Origin of the sequence: Hydrogenophaga sp., from assembly GCF_026125785.1 — a bacterium.
Lineage (GTDB): Bacteria > Pseudomonadota > Gammaproteobacteria > Burkholderiales > Burkholderiaceae_C > Hydrogenophaga.
Genome location: NZ_JAHCKL010000001.1, coordinates 91337 through 105496 on the forward strand (window position 1 = coordinate 91337; position 14160 = coordinate 105496).

At 68.1% G+C, this 14160-nt stretch carries 17 protein-coding genes and 1 pseudogene; 9 read left to right on the top strand and 9 right to left on the bottom strand.

The annotated features are described in order from the left end of the window. Positions 1-18 precede the first annotated feature (18 nt). Positions 19-999 (top strand): tripartite tricarboxylate transporter substrate binding protein, encoded by a 981-nt coding sequence (locus tag KIT53_RS00415; protein WP_297745885.1) that lies wholly within the window; start codon positions 19-21, stop codon positions 997-999. A gap of 21 nt (positions 1000-1020) precedes the next feature. Here KIT53_RS00415 and mnmH read toward each other — a convergent pair whose 3' ends face one another. Together mnmH and KIT53_RS00425 are read right to left on the bottom strand one after the other, a co-directional pair. After that, the gene (gene mnmH / locus KIT53_RS00420) at positions 1021-2079 is read right to left on the bottom strand and encodes a tRNA 2-selenouridine(34) synthase MnmH (protein ID WP_297745888.1); all 1059 of its coding nucleotides are present in this window, start codon (positions 2077-2079) and stop codon (positions 1021-1023) included. Between the two features lie 2 nt (positions 2080-2081). After that, entirely contained in the window at positions 2082-2741 is a 660-nt protein-coding gene (locus KIT53_RS00425; RefSeq protein WP_297745891.1) for an arylesterase, read from the bottom strand. Between KIT53_RS00425 and KIT53_RS00430 the strand changes: the two genes are divergently transcribed. After that, positions 2740-3408: an ATP-binding cassette domain-containing protein gene (locus KIT53_RS00430; RefSeq protein ID WP_297745893.1), complete on the top strand. Its 669-nt coding sequence runs from the start codon at positions 2740-2742 to the stop codon at positions 3406-3408. The two genes, KIT53_RS00425 and KIT53_RS00430, sit on opposite strands and share 2 nt — an antisense overlap. Here KIT53_RS00430 and KIT53_RS00435 read toward each other — a convergent pair. The 3 genes from KIT53_RS00435 to KIT53_RS00445 are packed head-to-tail and all read right to left on the bottom strand — an operon-like array spanning position 3405 to position 5759. Then, entirely contained in the window at positions 3405-3746 is a 342-nt protein-coding gene (locus tag KIT53_RS00435) for a thioredoxin family protein (protein WP_297745896.1), read from the bottom strand. The two genes, KIT53_RS00430 and KIT53_RS00435, sit on opposite strands and share 4 nt — an antisense overlap. Next, positions 3733-5028: a cytochrome c gene (locus tag KIT53_RS00440; RefSeq protein WP_297745899.1), complete on the bottom strand. Its 1296-nt coding sequence runs from the start codon at positions 5026-5028 to the stop codon at positions 3733-3735. The genes KIT53_RS00435 and KIT53_RS00440 overlap by 14 nt, the downstream gene beginning before the upstream one ends. Then, positions 5025-5759: a c-type cytochrome gene (locus KIT53_RS00445; RefSeq protein WP_297745902.1), complete on the bottom strand. Its 735-nt coding sequence runs from the start codon at positions 5757-5759 to the stop codon at positions 5025-5027. Before KIT53_RS00445 ends, KIT53_RS00440 begins: the two co-directional genes overlap by 4 nt. A gap of 83 nt (positions 5760-5842) precedes the next feature. Between KIT53_RS00445 and KIT53_RS00450 the strand changes: the two genes are divergently transcribed. The 7 genes and pseudogenes from KIT53_RS00450 to KIT53_RS00480 all read left to right on the top strand — a co-directional run bounded on the left by KIT53_RS00450 (position 5843) and on the right by KIT53_RS00480 (position 11079). Next, positions 5843-7267: a PLP-dependent aminotransferase family protein gene (locus KIT53_RS00450; protein WP_297745907.1), complete on the top strand. Its 1425-nt coding sequence runs from the start codon at positions 5843-5845 to the stop codon at positions 7265-7267. 166 nt (positions 7268-7433) lie between these two features. Next, on the top strand, positions 7434-8333 hold the full coding sequence (gene sigJ, locus KIT53_RS00455; protein ID WP_297745910.1) for an RNA polymerase sigma factor SigJ: 900 nt from the start codon (positions 7434-7436) through the stop codon (positions 8331-8333). 103 nt (positions 8334-8436) lie between these two features. Next, positions 8437-8886, top strand: coding sequence for a carboxymuconolactone decarboxylase family protein (locus KIT53_RS00460; protein WP_297745914.1), 450 nt, complete (start codon positions 8437-8439; stop codon positions 8884-8886). A 27-nt stretch (positions 8887-8913) separates the two neighbouring features. Further along, positions 8914-9072: a hypothetical protein gene (locus tag KIT53_RS00465; RefSeq protein WP_297745917.1), complete on the top strand. Its 159-nt coding sequence runs from the start codon at positions 8914-8916 to the stop codon at positions 9070-9072. 19 nt (positions 9073-9091) lie between these two features. Beyond that, positions 9092-9383 (top strand): annotated as a pseudogene (locus KIT53_RS00470) (transposase); the annotation flags it as partial. A gap of 221 nt (positions 9384-9604) precedes the next feature. Then, positions 9605-10351, top strand: coding sequence for a 23S rRNA (guanosine(2251)-2'-O)-methyltransferase RlmB (rlmB, locus tag KIT53_RS00475; protein ID WP_297745920.1), 747 nt, complete (start codon positions 9605-9607; stop codon positions 10349-10351). Between the two features lie 5 nt (positions 10352-10356). Further along, complete coding sequence (locus KIT53_RS00480; protein WP_297745923.1) at positions 10357-11079, top strand: NAD-dependent deacylase; 723 nt, start codon at positions 10357-10359, stop codon at positions 11077-11079. A gap of 67 nt (positions 11080-11146) precedes the next feature. Here KIT53_RS00480 and KIT53_RS00485 read toward each other — a convergent pair whose 3' ends face one another. The 4 genes from KIT53_RS00485 to fabG form a co-directional block, all read right to left on the bottom strand. Continuing rightward, positions 11147-11737, bottom strand: coding sequence for a chromate transporter (locus tag KIT53_RS00485; protein ID WP_297746905.1), 591 nt, complete (start codon positions 11735-11737; stop codon positions 11147-11149). Positions 11738-11743: 6 nt separating this feature from the next. Next, entirely contained in the window at positions 11744-12346 is a 603-nt protein-coding gene (locus KIT53_RS00490) for a chromate transporter (RefSeq protein ID WP_297745926.1), read from the bottom strand. Between the two features lie 22 nt (positions 12347-12368). Continuing rightward, positions 12369-13313 carry a bifunctional helix-turn-helix transcriptional regulator/GNAT family N-acetyltransferase gene (locus KIT53_RS00495; protein ID WP_297745931.1) on the bottom strand — a complete coding sequence of 315 codons (945 nt, stop codon included), beginning with the start codon at positions 13311-13313 and terminating at the stop codon, positions 12369-12371. A gap of 70 nt (positions 13314-13383) precedes the next feature. Then, on the bottom strand, positions 13384-14127 hold the full coding sequence (fabG, locus tag KIT53_RS00500) for a 3-oxoacyl-ACP reductase FabG (protein ID WP_297745934.1): 744 nt from the start codon (positions 14125-14127) through the stop codon (positions 13384-13386). Between the last annotated feature and the right edge of the window lie 33 nt (positions 14128-14160).

The following is a 14160-nucleotide window of genomic DNA, read 5'->3' on the forward strand; positions in this document are numbered from 1 at the left end:
ACACCAAGGAGACTTTTCATGAAGCGCAGACAGTTGATCGCATCCCTGGGCGCCGCCGGCGCCATCACCCTGCTGCCCTCGGGCGCATTCGCTCAGGAGGCCTTCCCCTCCAGCGTGATCCGCATCGTCGTGCCCATCGCGGCCGGCGGCGTGACCGACGCGATGGCCCGCACACTGGCCGACGAGATGAAGAAGCAGCTCACCGTGCCGGTGATCGTGGACAACAAGCCGGGCGGCAACTTCGGCATCGGGCTGCAGGCCGTGGCGTCGGCCAAGCCGGACGGCCACACCATCGGCTGGATCTTCGCCAGCGCCATGACCACGCTGCCCCACCTCTACAAAGGCCTGACCTACAAGCCGTCCGATTTCCAGCCGGTGGGCACCCTGGTCACGTCCCACTTCGTGCTGGCCGTGCCCAAGAGCTCGCCGTACAACAACCTGCGTGAATACGTCGAAGCGATGAAGAAACAGAAGTCGCCGGGCCTGCTGGCGGTCTCCGCCGTGGGCGGCGGGCCGCACCTGCTGATGGAAGGGGTCAGCGCCGCGTCCGGCTTCTCCTTGCAGCCCGTGGCCTATCGGGGCGAGGCGCCCGCGGTGCTGGAACTGGTGGCGGGCCAGGTGCCGGCCTTCGTGGGGGTGATGGCCAGCGTGGCCGAGCACTACAAGACGGGGTCCGTGAAGGTGCTGGCCATTTCCTCGGAGCAGCGCACCGCCGACCTGCCCGATGTGCCCACCTTCAAGGAACAGGGGTTCCCCTCGGGCGTGGTCACGTTCTGGCACGGCCTGTCGGTGCCGGCGGGCACGCCCCGTGCCGTGGTGGACAAGCTCAACGCCATCGTGCGGACCGCCGCGAACAGCCCGGCCTTCCAGGCGCGCCTGAAAGGCCAGGCGGACACCTACCTCGGCCTCTCCACGCCGGAGCAGATGGACAACCTGATCCGGATCGAGTCGCAGCAGAACGAGCAACTGATCAAGGCGCGCAACATCCGCGTGGAGTGACGCCGCCAATGCCAGCGGACCTCATTCGCTGGCGATGAGCGCCCTGGCCGCATCGGCCAGGGCCTGTGGCGAGCGGTCGCGCAGTTCGCAGGGCAGGGCGCTGGCGGACTGGCTGAAGTGGCGCGCGGTCGATTGCGCGTACATCGGGTCGTAGTGCAACCGCAGCAGGTCTCGGACCACGGCTGGCGTCTGGCCTGCTTGCACCTGCGTCTGCCAGGCCGCCACCATGTCCTTGCCGCGCAGCATGGTCAGCGCCTGCAGCCGCTCGCAGAACGCCGCGGGGTCTCTGACGAAGAAGTCGTAGTCTTCCAGCAGCAGCGCCACGCGCTCCTCATCGTCCAGGTGAAGGGCGATGCAGGGACTGGCGTGCATGGCATCGACCAGCGCGTCCGGCACGCGCACCTTGCCGACCTTCTTGCTCTCGCTTTCCACGTAGACCGTGCGTCGCGGGTCCATGCCGCGCAGCGCCTGCCACACTTGCGAGTCGAAGCCTTTCTGGCTGGGCTGGCGCTGGCCCGGAATCTCGCCCAGCACCGAACTGCGGTGGCGTGCCAGGGCCTCCAGGTCCAGCACCTGCGCGCCCTGCGCGGCCAGTGCCTGCAGCAGGCGCGTCTTGCCGCTGCCGGTGGGGCCGCAGACGACGCGAAACCGCAGCCCTTGCACCAGCGCCGGCAGGGACTCGACGACCATGGCGCGCCAGGCCTTGTAGCCGCCTTCGATGAGGGTGACGTGAAAACCGATGGCGCCCAGGATGGTGGCCAATGCGCCGCTGCGCTGGCCACCGCGCCAGCAGTACACCAGCGGCCGCCATTCGCGCGGCTTGTCCAGCACCTCGCGCTCCACATGCCGGGCGATGTTGCGCGCGGCCAGTGCCGCGCCGCGCTTGCGGGCTTCGAAAGGACTGACCTGGCGGTACAGGGTGCCCACCGCGATGCGCTCGGCGTTGTCCAGCGTCGGCCAGTTGACCGCGCCGGGCAGGTGGTCCTCGGCGAACTCGTCCTCGGACCGGGCGTCGATGACGGTGTCGAAGCTGGCCAGCCGGTCTGGCGCGAGTGTGGCGCTCAGGGTGTGGACCGGCATGGTCAGCGCGGCAGCAGCTTGCGCAGTTCGGGCCAGACGTTGTCGCGCATGGTGGGTTGGGCGTCTTCGTTGGGGTGGATGCGGTCGGCCTGGAACAGGGCCTGGGCATCCTTGGTGTCGGCCACGCCATGCAGGAAGAACGGCACCAGCGCGGTCTGCTCGGACTTGGCCACCGAGGCAAACACCTCGCGGAACTCGCGCGCGTAGCGCGCGCCGTAGTTGGGCGGCATCTCCATGCCCAGCAGCAGCACCTTGGCACCGGCCTCGCGCGAGGCCTTGGCCATGGCGGCCAGGTTCTCGCGCGTCATCGACAGCGGCAGTCCGCGCAGCGCGTCGTTGCCGCCGAGTTCGAGCACCACCACCGCCGGCTTGTGCTGTTGCAGCAGCGCGGGCAGGCGGGAGCGGCCGCCCGAGGTGGTGTCGCCGCTGATGCTGGCGTTGACCACACGGGCCTGAACTTTTTCCTTCTTCAGGCGCTCTTCCAGCAGGGCCACCCAGCCGGTGCCGCGTTTGAGGCCGTACTCCGCGCTCAGCGAGTCGCCGACCACCAGCACCAGCGGAGCCGCCTTGGCGGGTGCCTGGGCGAATGCCGTGCCGGCCAGCAGGGCGCCCAGGCCCAGCACGTTAAAGTGACGTCGTTTCAACTCGAGAAGTCCTTCCATGTCCGATGTGATGATTGCGGTCCAGCATGTGTTCAAGACGGTGACCGACTCCACCGGTTCGTTGACCATTTTGCGCGATATCGATTTCACCCTGGCCAAAGGGGAAACCGCCGCCATCGTGGGGGCTTCGGGTTCGGGCAAGAGCACGCTGCTGTCCATCGTCGCGGGTTTGGACACGCCCAGCAGCGGAACGGTTCACATCGACGGGGTGGACCTGTTCGCGATGGACGAGGACCAGCGCGCGGCCTTGCGGGCAAAAAAGGTGGGCTTCGTGTTCCAGAGCTTCCAGTTGCTGGGCAATCTGACGGCGCTGGAGAACGTGATGCTGCCGCTGGAGCTGGCCGGCCGGCGCGATGCGCGCGCCGCCGCCACGCACATGCTGCAGCGCGTGGGCCTGGGCGAGCGCCTATCCAGCTATCCCAAGGTGCTCTCCGGCGGCGAGCAGCAGCGCGTGGCGCTGGCGCGGGCCTTCGTGGTGCAGCCGGCGGTGCTGCTGGCCGACGAACCCACCGGCAGCCTGGACTTTGCCACCGGCGCCAAGATCATGGAGCTGATGTTCGAGCTCAATCGCGAGCAAGGAACCACCCTGGTGCTGGTCACGCACGACCTCGGCATCGCCGAGCGTTGTGAGCGGCGCATCACCATCGTCGCAGGCCAGGTGGCCTAAGGTCGGCGCAGGCGCTCCCAGAGTTCATCCACCCCCTCGGGCAGGCCGCTGCTGGCCTGCGGCTGGCGCGACAGCGTGTCCAGCAGCCGGCCCAGCAGTTCGGCGCGCGGCAGGACCGGGCCGAAGAACAGCACCTGCGCACCGCGCGCCACCAGCAGCGAGGGCAAGGTCTCCACATCCAGTTCGCCCAGCAGTGCGGCCTCGTCCTCGATGTCGAGCCAGCGCCAGCGCCAGGCCGGGTTGGCGGCGGCCAGGGTGTCCATCACCGGACGCCAGTCGCGGCAGGTACCGCACCACTGTGCGCACAGGCAGACGATGGTGAGCTCAGCGTCGCCCAAGCGAGCCCCGCAGTTGCTGCACGTCAAGCGCGCTCACCGGCGCCGCCTGGTTGCCCCATTGCGTGCGCACGAAGGTCAGCACGTCGGCCAGGTCCTGGTCGTTGAGTTCCAGCACGAAGGGCGGCATGCCGAAGGGCCGCGGGTGGCCGGCCGTGGCCGGACCGAAGCCGCCGTTGAGCACGGTCTGCAGGGCGTTCGTGGGCGAGTCCTGCAGCACCGCACGGTTGCCCGCCAGGGGCGGATACACCGCCACGCCTTCGCCCTGTTGGCCATGGCACTGTGCGCAGTACTGCTCGTAGCGCTGGCCGCCCGCGCGCAGTGAGCGCTCCTGGGGCGCCTCGGAGGCCGGGCGCGGCGGGGCTGGGGTGATGGGCAGTTGCCGCAGGTAGGAGGCCATGGCGCGCAGGTCCTGCTCGGACCAGTGTTGCGTGCTGTGTTGTACCACTTCGGCCATCGGGCCGGTGGCGATGGCCTGGCCGGTGCGGCCGGTCCGGAACAGCGCCACGACGTCTTCGGCAGACCAGGTCTGTACGCCGGCCTGCGCCGGGTCGAGCAGCGAAGGGGCGTACCAGTTCTGGGCCGGAATCGGTCCACCGGCCAGGCTGAGCATGTCGCGGTGGCCGCTCAGGGCGTTGCGTGGCACATGGCAGGCGCTGCAATGCCCCAGGCCGTTGACCAGGTAGGCACCGCGCCGGATCTCGTCGTCCGCCCTGGCATCCCGGGCACTGGCCTGCTCGTCTGCGGGCTGGAAGTACAACAGCCGCCAGGCGCGCAGCGCCAGTTGCGTGCCGTAGGGCCAGCGCAGTGCGTGCGGCGGTGCCGCGGCGTCCACTGGCGGCAGGCTTTGCAAGTAGGCAAAGAGGGCGTCGCTGTCCTCGCGAGCGATCTGCGTGGTGTTGTTGATCGGGAACACCGGGTTGAGCCAGCGACCGTCGCGCGACTGCCCGTGGTGGAGCGCGCGCCAGAAGTCGTCGGCCTTCCAGCCGGCCAGGCCGCCGGCACCGGGAGTGAGGTTGCTCCCGTAGACGAGGCCATAGGGCGTGGTGATGGCGCGGCCACCCGCGTAGGGTGTGCCGCCGCGGGCCGTATGACAGCCCTGGCAATTGCCTTGCAGCGCCAGGTAGCGTCCGCGTTGCAGCGTGTGGGCATCGGGCGGCGCCTGGGTGGCGGTGGAGACGATCGCAATGGGTGCCGCGGGCCTGGCCAGCACCACCAGTGCGAGCGCCAGAGCCATGATCAGAAGGCCGAGCGCGCCCAGCCCCCAACGCAAGGCCCGGCTCATGGCCGGCCTCCCGGTGGCAGCGCGCTGCCGCAACGCATGGGCAGCGGGTCCCGTCCCGCGGCGGGCACGGCCTTGACCTGTGCCGGCAGGGGCTGGCTGGCGAGCCAGCCGCTCACGGCGGCCACGTCTTCTGGTGCCAGGCGCTGCGCCACGTCGGCCATGCAATCGGGCGCGTGGGCCTTGCGCAGCCCGGTGCGCCAGGCGCCGAGCTGGGCGTTGAGGTAGTCGCGCGGAAGCCCCAGCAGGCCGGGCGTGGCCGGCAGCACGCCGGTGAGCGCCGCACCGTGGCAGCTTGCGCAGGCCGGCACCTGCCGCCCGGGGTCGCCGCGCAGAACCAGCTGTTCGCCACGCTGGCGCTCGGCAGCCGTCAGCTTGACCGGGGCCGGCGGCGGGTAGGGCACGTTCAGTGCGGCGAAGTGTTCGGCAATCTCCAGCAGATAGGTATCGCTCAAGGGGTCGACCATCTGCGTCATCAGGCGGTAGCTGCGCTGGCCGTCGCGGAAGTTGAGCAACTGGTTGTAGAGGTACCCGGCGGGTTTGCCCGCGATGCGGGGGTAGTAGCCATCGGGTGCGGCGCGCCCCTGCGGACCATGGCAGGCGGTGCAGGCGAGCATGCGCTGCGCCATGGAGTCTTCAAAGGGCGGGGCGGCGCTGCCGGCACCCGCCGCAAGGGTACAGGCCAGGGCGAGGAAGAGCGCGCGCCAGCCCGGGGAACGGACGTGGGTGTTCATGGTGTCCCGATGATCGCAAGGATGCATCTGATGCGCAATGTTCAGATATATTGAAAAACAACCGTATCAGATGATGGAAAACCATGAGCGAGACCACACTGAACCGCTACCAGCAACTGGCCGAGGACATCGCCGACGGCATCCGGGCCGGCGCGCTGCGTCCGGGAGAGCGCCTGCCCTCGGTGCGCCAGACCTGTGCGCAGCGTGGGGTGAGCCCGTCCACGGTGTTCCAGGCCTACGCACGGCTGGAGTCCCAGGGGCTGGTGGAGGCGCGCCCACGCTCCGGCTACTACGTGCGTGCGACCCGGCGCGCGCCCAGGGCGGAGCCCCAGGCCGCACCGCCTCGCGACGAGGCCACGCCGGTGGCGGTGAGCGAACTGGTGTTCGATTTGCTGGAGTCCACGCGCGATGGGGACGTGGTGCCGCTGGGATCGGCTTTTCCCGCCGCCCACCTGTTTCCGTTCGACACCCTGGCGCGCTGCGGTGCGCGCGCGATGCGCCGGTTGGCGCCCGCCCGCATCACCGGCGCGCTGACGGCCGGGGACGAAGGGCTGCGCCATGGCCTGCGCCGGCGTTACGCGCTGCAAGGCATTGCGCTGGCCGAGAACGAACTGATCGTCACCCACGGCGCGATGGAGGCGCTGAACCTGTGCCTGCAGGCGGTCACCCAGCCGGGCGATCTCGTGGTGGTGGAGTCGCCCACCTTCTACGCCGCGCTGCATGCGTTGGAGCGCCTGCACCTGCGGGCGGTGGAGGTGGCCACGGATCCCCGCGATGGCGTGGACCTTGATGCGCTGGCCGGGCTGCTCAGCCGCCAACGCGTGGCGGCGTGCTGGTTCATGCCCAGTTTCCAGAACCCGCTGGGTGCCCTGATGCCGCCGCTGCGCAAGCAAGCGCTGGTGGAGCTGCTGGCGCGGCACCGTGTACCGCTGATCGAGGACGACGTCTACGGCGAGCTGCACGATGGCGCGCGCCGCCCGCCACCGGCCAAGGCCTTCGACCGGGAAGGCGGCGTTCTGCACTGTTCGTCGTTCTCCAAATGCCTGGCGCCCGGTTACCGCGTGGGCTGGGCGGCGGCGGGACGGTACGCTCCCGCGGTGACGCGGCTGAAGATGATGAGTTCGTTGGCCACCGCGCTGCCGCCCCAACTGGCGTTGGCGGACTACCTGGACCACGGGGGCTACGACCGCCATCTGCGCCGCCTGCGCGAGGCGCTCGCGGCGCAGCGCCAGCGCGCCCTGCGGCTGGTGGAGCGCTGCTTTCCCCCCGGTACGCGCGTCACGCGGCCACAGGGCGGTTACTTCCTCTGGCTGGAGTTGCCGAAGGGCGTGGACGCACTCGCCCTGCATCAGCGTGCGATGGCCGAAGGCATCAGCACCGCGCCCGGGGCGCTGTTTTCCGCCGACCGCCGTTTCACCCACCACCTGCGCCTCAACGTCGGCCACCCCGGCGACCGCCGCTTCGATGCGGCGCTGCGCCGCCTGGGTGAGCTGGCGCACGCGGGCTAGGGACTGTCCACCCCATTCGCTCTTGGAGAAATAGGGTGAACAGGCCCTAACAGGCTGTTGAAATTCTCCTCGTAAACACGCTTCTTTGAGAGCGGTGAGTACACAACGCGGCTGGAGGATGTGCCGGTAGCGCGGGTTTGAAGTCAGCCCTTTAGACTTCAAGGCCATGCACAACACTGTGGATGAGTTCGAGCGCCTCCGACCGCGCTTGTTTGCCATTGGCTACCGCATGCTCTCTTCGGTGCAGGAGGCAGAGGACTTAGTTCAGGACGCGTGGCTGCGGTGGTACGAGCACGGTGGGCAATCGCAGTCGAATGTGCGCAACATCGAAGCATGGTTGGTCACCATGACGACCCGAATGGCTATTGATCGCCTTCGCGCTGCCCGCGTACGACGCGAGTCTTACCCCGGCTTCTGGTTGCCGGAACCGTTACCCGAGAACAGCCCCGCAACGCCCCAAGAGGTCAGTGAACTTGCTGACGACGTGTCAGTAGCCTTTCTTGTACTGCTTGACCGCCTCTCCCCGGATGCCCGTGCTGCGTTCTTGCTGCGCGAGGTATTCGATGCGGACTTCGAGCAGGTGGCGGAGGTGCTCGGCAAGTCTGAAGCCGCAGCCCGTCAAGTGGTGCATCGTGCTCGACGTGAACTTGAAAAGGGCCGAGAAACATCGAGCGCTACCTACGGGCATACCGCGCGGCACGAGGAGCAACAACAGGTGCTGCGCAGTTTCGCGGAAGCACTGTCCCGTGGCGACTTCACGGCGTTGCAGGCGCTCTTCCATGAGAAAGCCGAGTTGCTGAGCGATGGCGGCGGGATAGTTCCCAGCTTCGGTCAAGTGATCTTGGGTGCCCATCGGCTGGCGGCCTTCTACTTCGCTTGGCATCGCAAGTATGGGAGCGCGATGAGGGTGGAGCTTGCGCGGCTCAACCACCAATGGGCGCTGCTGAGATACATCGATGGACGCCTTGAGTCGGCTCAGTCATTCGAGGTTGAGGACGGACGCATCCATCGGGTTCATGTTCAGCGCAACCCGCACAAGCTGACGCAACTACCCGAGCGAATTTAAGGCTGTCGTAGCAGCTTGTCACAACGCGGGTGCCTGAATCGTCTTGAAGGTGATGTGCCGGTTGCCGCCGGTCGTCGCATCTTCAACTCGAAAGGAAACCGTCATGAACCGCGCAAACTGGTTTGCAGTGTCCCCGGATGGGGCTAAAGCCGTCGGAGGTCTGCATCACTACGTGCTTAACAACACCAACCTGCCGAGCACCCTGATTCACCTTGTCTTCCTCCGCGTCTCGCAGATCAACGGCTGCGCCCATTGCATCGACATTCACACCCGAGACCTCATCAAAGAAGGCGTTTCGGTCGATAAGGCGGTTCTGGTACCCGTCTGGCACGAGGCGGAGTATTTGTTCTCAGACCAGGAGCGAGCGGCGTTGGCTTGGTCGGAGGAAGTCACCCTGGTAAGTGAGACACACGCTTCGGACGCCGCCTACGCAGCGGCAGCGGCCGCTTTCAACGAGAAGGACTTGGTCGATCTGACGCTCACCATCGCGGCAATGAACGCCATTAACCGCCTCGGTGTCAGCTTCCGGTTGAAGCCAAAGGCCCGAGCCTGAGACGGACTGCTGCCGTAGCATGGGAGGATGTGCTCCAACTACCGCGCGGTAACTGCTGCGGATCGCCTTCTGACCTTCTTCGGGGTCGAACGTGGTCAGGACGATCCGTCGACCGACGTGTTTCCCTCGGGCCTGGCACCGATGATCATGCTGGCCCCGAGGGCTCCAAAACGCCGGGCCATCTGATGGCCCTTACGGACGCCATTGGACGGGCCAGCCGCGCAGCAATGACACCCATGCCAGCACGCCGGACCCTGATGCACGTTTGTTCAGGAAGAGTCACAACACGGCCAGCCATGCTGGCGTTTCAAGGGCACGTGCTGATGGAGAACCGCTCGGGCCTGGTGGTGGTGGCCGTGGTCACGCATGCCAATGGCATGGGCGAGCGCGCGGCGGCGTTGGCGATGGTGGAGACGGTGCCTGGGAAGCATCCCAAGACAGTGGCCGCCGACAAGGCGTATGACACGCGCGACTTCGTGCAAGGTTGTCGCCAGCAATCTCGTTCGAATGGCCCGAATGCCGGGCTTGGCGCTGCAGGAAGGGTCGCGATGAGGGCCGCAAAGGCCACTCAAGCGCAGCGCCGCGCTCTACCAAGCCACATTGCATCAGGTTCTCAGCGCGGCCGTCACCAAATCCAGACCCCCTGCCGCCTAATCTGCACATCGCAGGCGGCCTCCAGGGCCGGTTTTCAACAGCCTGCTAGGCCGATAATCGCCACATGTCGTCTTCCCCCAAAGTGCTGTTCGGCTTCCATGCCGTGGGCGTGCGTCTGAAGACCGCGCCGCAATCCATCATCGAGATCTACCACGACCCTTCGCGGCGCGATGCGCGCATGCGGCAGTTCCTGGACCGCGCGCGCGAGGCCAACGCCAGGCTGATCGAGGCCGACAGCCTGCGCATCACCAAGCTGGCGGGCAGCCATGGGCACCAGGGCGTGGCCGCGCGCGTGCAGGCCATCGAACAGGCGCGCTCGCTTGACGACCTGCTGGAGCAACTGGAGGCGGCAGGCCAGGCGCCCTTGTTGCTGGTGCTGGACGGCATCACCGACCCGCACAACCTGGGCGCCTGCCTGCGCGTGGCCGATGGCGCGGGCGCACACGCCGTGATCGCGCCCAAGGACCATGCCGCCGGCATCAACGCCACGGTGGCCAAGGTGGCCAGCGGCGCGGCCGAGACCATGCCGTATTTCATGGTGACCAACCTCGCGCGCACGCTGGGCGAGCTCAAGGAGCGCCATATCTGGGTCATCGGCACCAGCGACGACGCGCCCAGGACGCTGTACCAGGTCGACCTCAAGGGCCCGGTGGCGCTGGTGCTGGGCGCTGAGGGCGCGGGTATGCGCCAGCTCACCCGCAAGACCTGCGACGAGCTCGTGAGCATTCCCATGCGGGGTGCGGTGGAGAGCCTCAACGTCTCGGTGGCCAGCGGCGTCTGCCTGTACGAGGCGTTGCGCCAGCGCGCCTGAAACCCATGCGCGAGTTGGTGCGCCAGTGGGTTCTTGAGGCGCGCCATATTGCGGTGCTCACCGGCGCGGGCATGAGCGCCGAGTCGGGTGTGCCCACCTTCCGGGACGCGCAGACCGGCCTGTGGGCGCGTTTCGATCCGCAGCAACTGGCCACGGAGGCCGCCTTCCGTGCCCACCCGCAGCGGGTGTGGGACTGGTACCAGCACCGGCGCGAGATGGTCGCCGCAGTGGAGCCAAACGCCGGCCACCATGCGCTGGCCGGCTTCGCAGCGCGCCATCCCGGGCGCCTGACGCTCATCACCCAGAACGTTGACGGCCTGCACCAGCGTGCCGGCCTCAGCGGGACGCTGGCCTTGCATGGCAGCCTCACAGAGGACCGCTGGCTCGATGCGCCGCGGGCCTGCTGCCGTCCCGAAACCGCTGTCGCGGGGCATCCACCACACTGCGGCACCTGTGGCAACCTGCGCCGGCCGGCGGTGGTGTGGTTCGGTGAGCACCTGCCTCAGGCCGAGCTCGATGCGGCCGAACAGGCGGCGCGACGCTGCGACCTGATGCTGGTGGTGGGCACCTCGGGCGAGGTCTATCCGGCCGCAGGGCTGGCGTTCACGGCGCATCAGCAAGGCGCGCGCGTGGTCATCGTCAACCCCGCCGCGACACCCCTGGACGCGGTGGCCCAGGCCTGCCTGCGGGAACCCGCTGCAGTGTGCCTGCCGTGGCTGCTGGCCTGAGCGCTGCGTACCCTGCCCACCGGTGTGGCGCAGGGGGTGGTGGTGGTGAACCTGTGCTCAGGCGACCTCAGACCCAGCCCAGCGCCCCCAGCAGCGCGCCCGCGCCGATCATCCACAGCAGGTGGATGCGCGTGCGCCACACCAGCAGCGTGGCGCAGACCGTGACCATCCACAAGGGCCAGTCGCGCGCAGGGTGTTCGTGCGAACCGGTGAGCAGCCAGCCGGTGGCGATCAACAGGGCGATCACGATGGGTGCCATGCCCGTCTTGAAGGCGCGCACCGCGCGCAGCTCGCGGTTGCGGTGCGCCCAGCGTGTGGCGGTGTAGGTCAGCACCGAAGAGGGCAGCAGGATGGCCACCATGGTGACCAGCACGCCGAACAGGGCCAGTGCCCAGGCACTCCAGCCGGCCGCAGGCCCTCCGCCCGCGTTGAGGCCCACGTTCCAGCCCAGCAGGGCCACGAACAGGACGTTGGGCCCTGGGGCGGCCTGCGAAAGCGCGATCGATGAGGTGAACTGCGATTCGCTGAGCCAGCCGTTCTGGTAGACGAGGTAGCGGTGCATGTCCGGCGCGGTGGTGATGGCGCCGCCCACCGCCAGCAGGGAAAGCGAGGCGAAGTGGGTGAAGAGTTCGAGCCAGTTTGCAGCAGTGGGTGCCATCATGGGTCACTCGCTTGCGCGCCGCGCGTCCAACTGGCCCAGTACGCGGTAGGCCCAGAGGCAGGCGCCGCCACCTATGCCCAGCAGCACCCAAAGCAGCGGCCAGCGCAGCAGGGCGATGGCGATGAAGGTGAGTACGGCCAGGCCTACGCACACCGGCAGGCCCATGGCGTTGCGGTCCAGTGCGGCGATGAGCTTGATGCCGGTGGCGGTGATCAGCCCCGCGGCCACGGCACCCATGCCGCGCAGCGCGTTCTGCGCCACCGCGCTGTCGGCCACGCTGCCGTAGAGCACCGCCATCAGCAAGACCACCGCCATCGGCGCGGCGAGCATGCCGCCCAGAGCGGCCAGCGCGCCGGGCAGGCCGAAGTAGCGGCCGCCGATCATCATGGAGAGGTTGACCACGTTGGGGCCGGGCATGATCTGCGCGACGGCCCAGTCTTCCACGAACTGTTCGCGCGTCATCCAGCGTTTTTTCTCCACCAGTTCGCGCTGCACCACCGCGAGCACGCCACCAAAGCCTTGCAGGGCCAGCCAGGTGAAAGAGAGAAAGAGGTCGGTCTTGGACCGGGGGTGCTGGAGTGGTTCTTCGGGTTCGGTGGCGGGCATGGCCGCGATTATCCGCCGCCGTTCACAGGGTCAGCTCCCAGTTCTCGCCGACGAGGTCGTGGCCGTAGCCGTGGTAGGCCTCGCTGTGCACGAGCTGGAAGCCGCGCCGGGCGTAGATGGCGCGCGCGGCCAGCAGGTTGGCGTTGGTCCAGAGCACCATCTTGCGGTAGCCCTTGGCGCGGGCGAAGGCCAGGCATTCGTCCGTCAGGCGCGCGCCCAGGCCCAGGCCACGCGCGGCGGGGCTCAGTATGAGCAGGCGCAGTTGCGCCTCGGTCTCGCTCTTGCGCACCACGAAGACCGAGCCCACGCGCTCGCCGTCGAGTTCGGCGATCCAGCCGCGCTCCCAGGCCGGGTCGTGCGCCCGGATCATGCCGGCCACGATTTCTGCCACCAGGGCCTCGAACTCGCTGTTCCAGCCGTATTCGCGGGCATAGATCTCGCCGTGCTGCTGCACCACCCAACCCATGTCGCCCGGGCGCGGGTCGCGCAGCACGGCTGTGCGGGAGATGCCGCGCGCGCCGGGGTCCAGCAGCGCCTGTGCGCGTTCCAGCGCCGCCACGAGGGCATGCCGCTCGTGCTCTGCCAGCGGCTGCAGCAGGCGGGCGGCTTCCTCCCGCGAGCGCTGCTGCAGCGGTTCGAACACCGCCCGCCCGGCCGGCGTGAGCGCCAGGGCGATCTGGCGCGCATCGGCCTGCGAACGCTCGCGCGACACCCAGCCGGCCGTGCCGAAGCGGCGCAGGATGCGGCTGAGGTAGCCGGCGTCCAGAGAGAGGCGGCGCGTGAGTTCGCTGGCCGTGCAGGGCGCGTGGTGGGCCAGTTCGTACAACACCCGCACGTCGGTCAGTGAGAAGTCGCTGCCCAGGTACGGGTCCAGCAGGCCGGTGCGCTGGGTGTAGAAGCGGTTGAAGGCACGCAGGGCGCGCACCTGCAGAGGGTTCACTTCGGGCAGCGGGGTGGGGGGCGTCATGCCCCGGATTGTGCCTATATATTTGACTTTGGCAACTAAAAATCAGGACCAAGTCATATGGATGCGGGCTTCAGACGCTCATCCCACCCGACACCTCGATGACCGCACCGTTGACGTAGCTGGCCTCGTCGCTCGCCAGAAAGGCATAGACGTTGGCGATCTCCTCGGGCCGGCCCAGGCGGCGCAAGGGCACGCGGTGTTCCATTTCGGCGATCACCTTGTCCGGGATGGTGGAGAGGATGGGGGTGGTGATGAAGCCCGGCGCCACCGCATTGACCCGCACGCCTTTGGGCCCGAGCTCGCGGCTCCAGGTCTTGGTGAAACCGATCACGCCGAACTTGCTGGCGGCGTAGTTGGTCTGGCCGAAGTTGCCGTAGATGCCGACCACCGAAGAAGCGTTGAGAATCACGCCGCTGCCGCGCGACGTCATGTGGTCGGCCACGGCTTGCGCGCAATGGAAGACGCCGCGCAGGTTGACGTCGATCACGCGGTCGAACTGCTCCAGCGTCATCTTCTGCAGCCGCGCGTCCTGCGTGATGCCGGCGTTGTTCACCAGCACGTCGATGCGCCCCAGACGTTCCAGCACCTGTGCCACCACCGCGTCCACCATGGGCCGCTGCGTCACGTCCATCACGAAGCCCAGCGCCTGCGCACCCAGCGCCTGGCACTGCGCCACCGCCGCATCCACCCCGGCCTGCTTCACGTCGCAGACCACCACGGTGGCCCCTTCCTGCGCGAACTTCAGTGCCGTGGCCAGCCCGATGCCCTGCGCGGCGCCGGTGATGAGAGAGACCTTTCCGTCGAGTCGTTTCATGGTGAGTTGAAGATGTGATTGCAAAAAGAGAAT

What these genes read in the sequence shown, in the direction of transcription:
- KIT53_RS00430 (WP_297745893.1), top strand. Translation starts at nt 2,740, where the DNA reads ATGTCCGATGTGATGATTGCGGTCCAGCATGTGTTCAAGACGGTGACC.
- KIT53_RS00415 (WP_297745885.1), top strand. Translation starts at nt 19, where the DNA reads ATGAAGCGCAGACAGTTGATCGCATCCCTGGGCGCCGCCGGCGCCATC.
- mnmH (WP_297745888.1), bottom strand. Translation starts at nt 2,079, where the DNA reads ATGCCGGTCCACACCCTGAGCGCCACACTCGCGCCAGACCGGCTGGCC.
- KIT53_RS00460 (WP_297745914.1), top strand. Translation starts at nt 8,437, where the DNA reads ATGAACCGCGCAAACTGGTTTGCAGTGTCCCCGGATGGGGCTAAAGCC.
- KIT53_RS00425 (WP_297745891.1), bottom strand. Translation starts at nt 2,741, where the DNA reads ATGGAAGGACTTCTCGAGTTGAAACGACGTCACTTTAACGTGCTGGGC.
- KIT53_RS00450 (WP_297745907.1), top strand. Translation starts at nt 5,843, where the DNA reads ATGAGCGAGACCACACTGAACCGCTACCAGCAACTGGCCGAGGACATC.
- KIT53_RS00440 (WP_297745899.1), bottom strand. Translation starts at nt 5,028, where the DNA reads ATGAGCCGGGCCTTGCGTTGGGGGCTGGGCGCGCTCGGCCTTCTGATC.
- rlmB (WP_297745920.1), top strand. Translation starts at nt 9,605, where the DNA reads ATGTCGTCTTCCCCCAAAGTGCTGTTCGGCTTCCATGCCGTGGGCGTG.
- KIT53_RS00480 (WP_297745923.1), top strand. Translation starts at nt 10,357, where the DNA reads ATGCGCGAGTTGGTGCGCCAGTGGGTTCTTGAGGCGCGCCATATTGCG.
- fabG (WP_297745934.1), bottom strand. Translation starts at nt 14,127, where the DNA reads ATGAAACGACTCGACGGAAAGGTCTCTCTCATCACCGGCGCCGCGCAG.
- sigJ (WP_297745910.1), top strand. Translation starts at nt 7,434, where the DNA reads ATGCACAACACTGTGGATGAGTTCGAGCGCCTCCGACCGCGCTTGTTT.
- KIT53_RS00490 (WP_297745926.1), bottom strand. Translation starts at nt 12,346, where the DNA reads ATGCCCGCCACCGAACCCGAAGAACCACTCCAGCACCCCCGGTCCAAG.
- KIT53_RS00465 (WP_297745917.1), top strand. Translation starts at nt 8,914, where the DNA reads ATGTGCTCCAACTACCGCGCGGTAACTGCTGCGGATCGCCTTCTGACC.
- KIT53_RS00485 (WP_297746905.1), bottom strand. Translation starts at nt 11,737, where the DNA reads ATGGCACCCACTGCTGCAAACTGGCTCGAACTCTTCACCCACTTCGCC.
- KIT53_RS00495 (WP_297745931.1), bottom strand. Translation starts at nt 13,313, where the DNA reads ATGACGCCCCCCACCCCGCTGCCCGAAGTGAACCCTCTGCAGGTGCGC.
- KIT53_RS00445 (WP_297745902.1), bottom strand. Translation starts at nt 5,759, where the DNA reads ATGAACACCCACGTCCGTTCCCCGGGCTGGCGCGCGCTCTTCCTCGCC.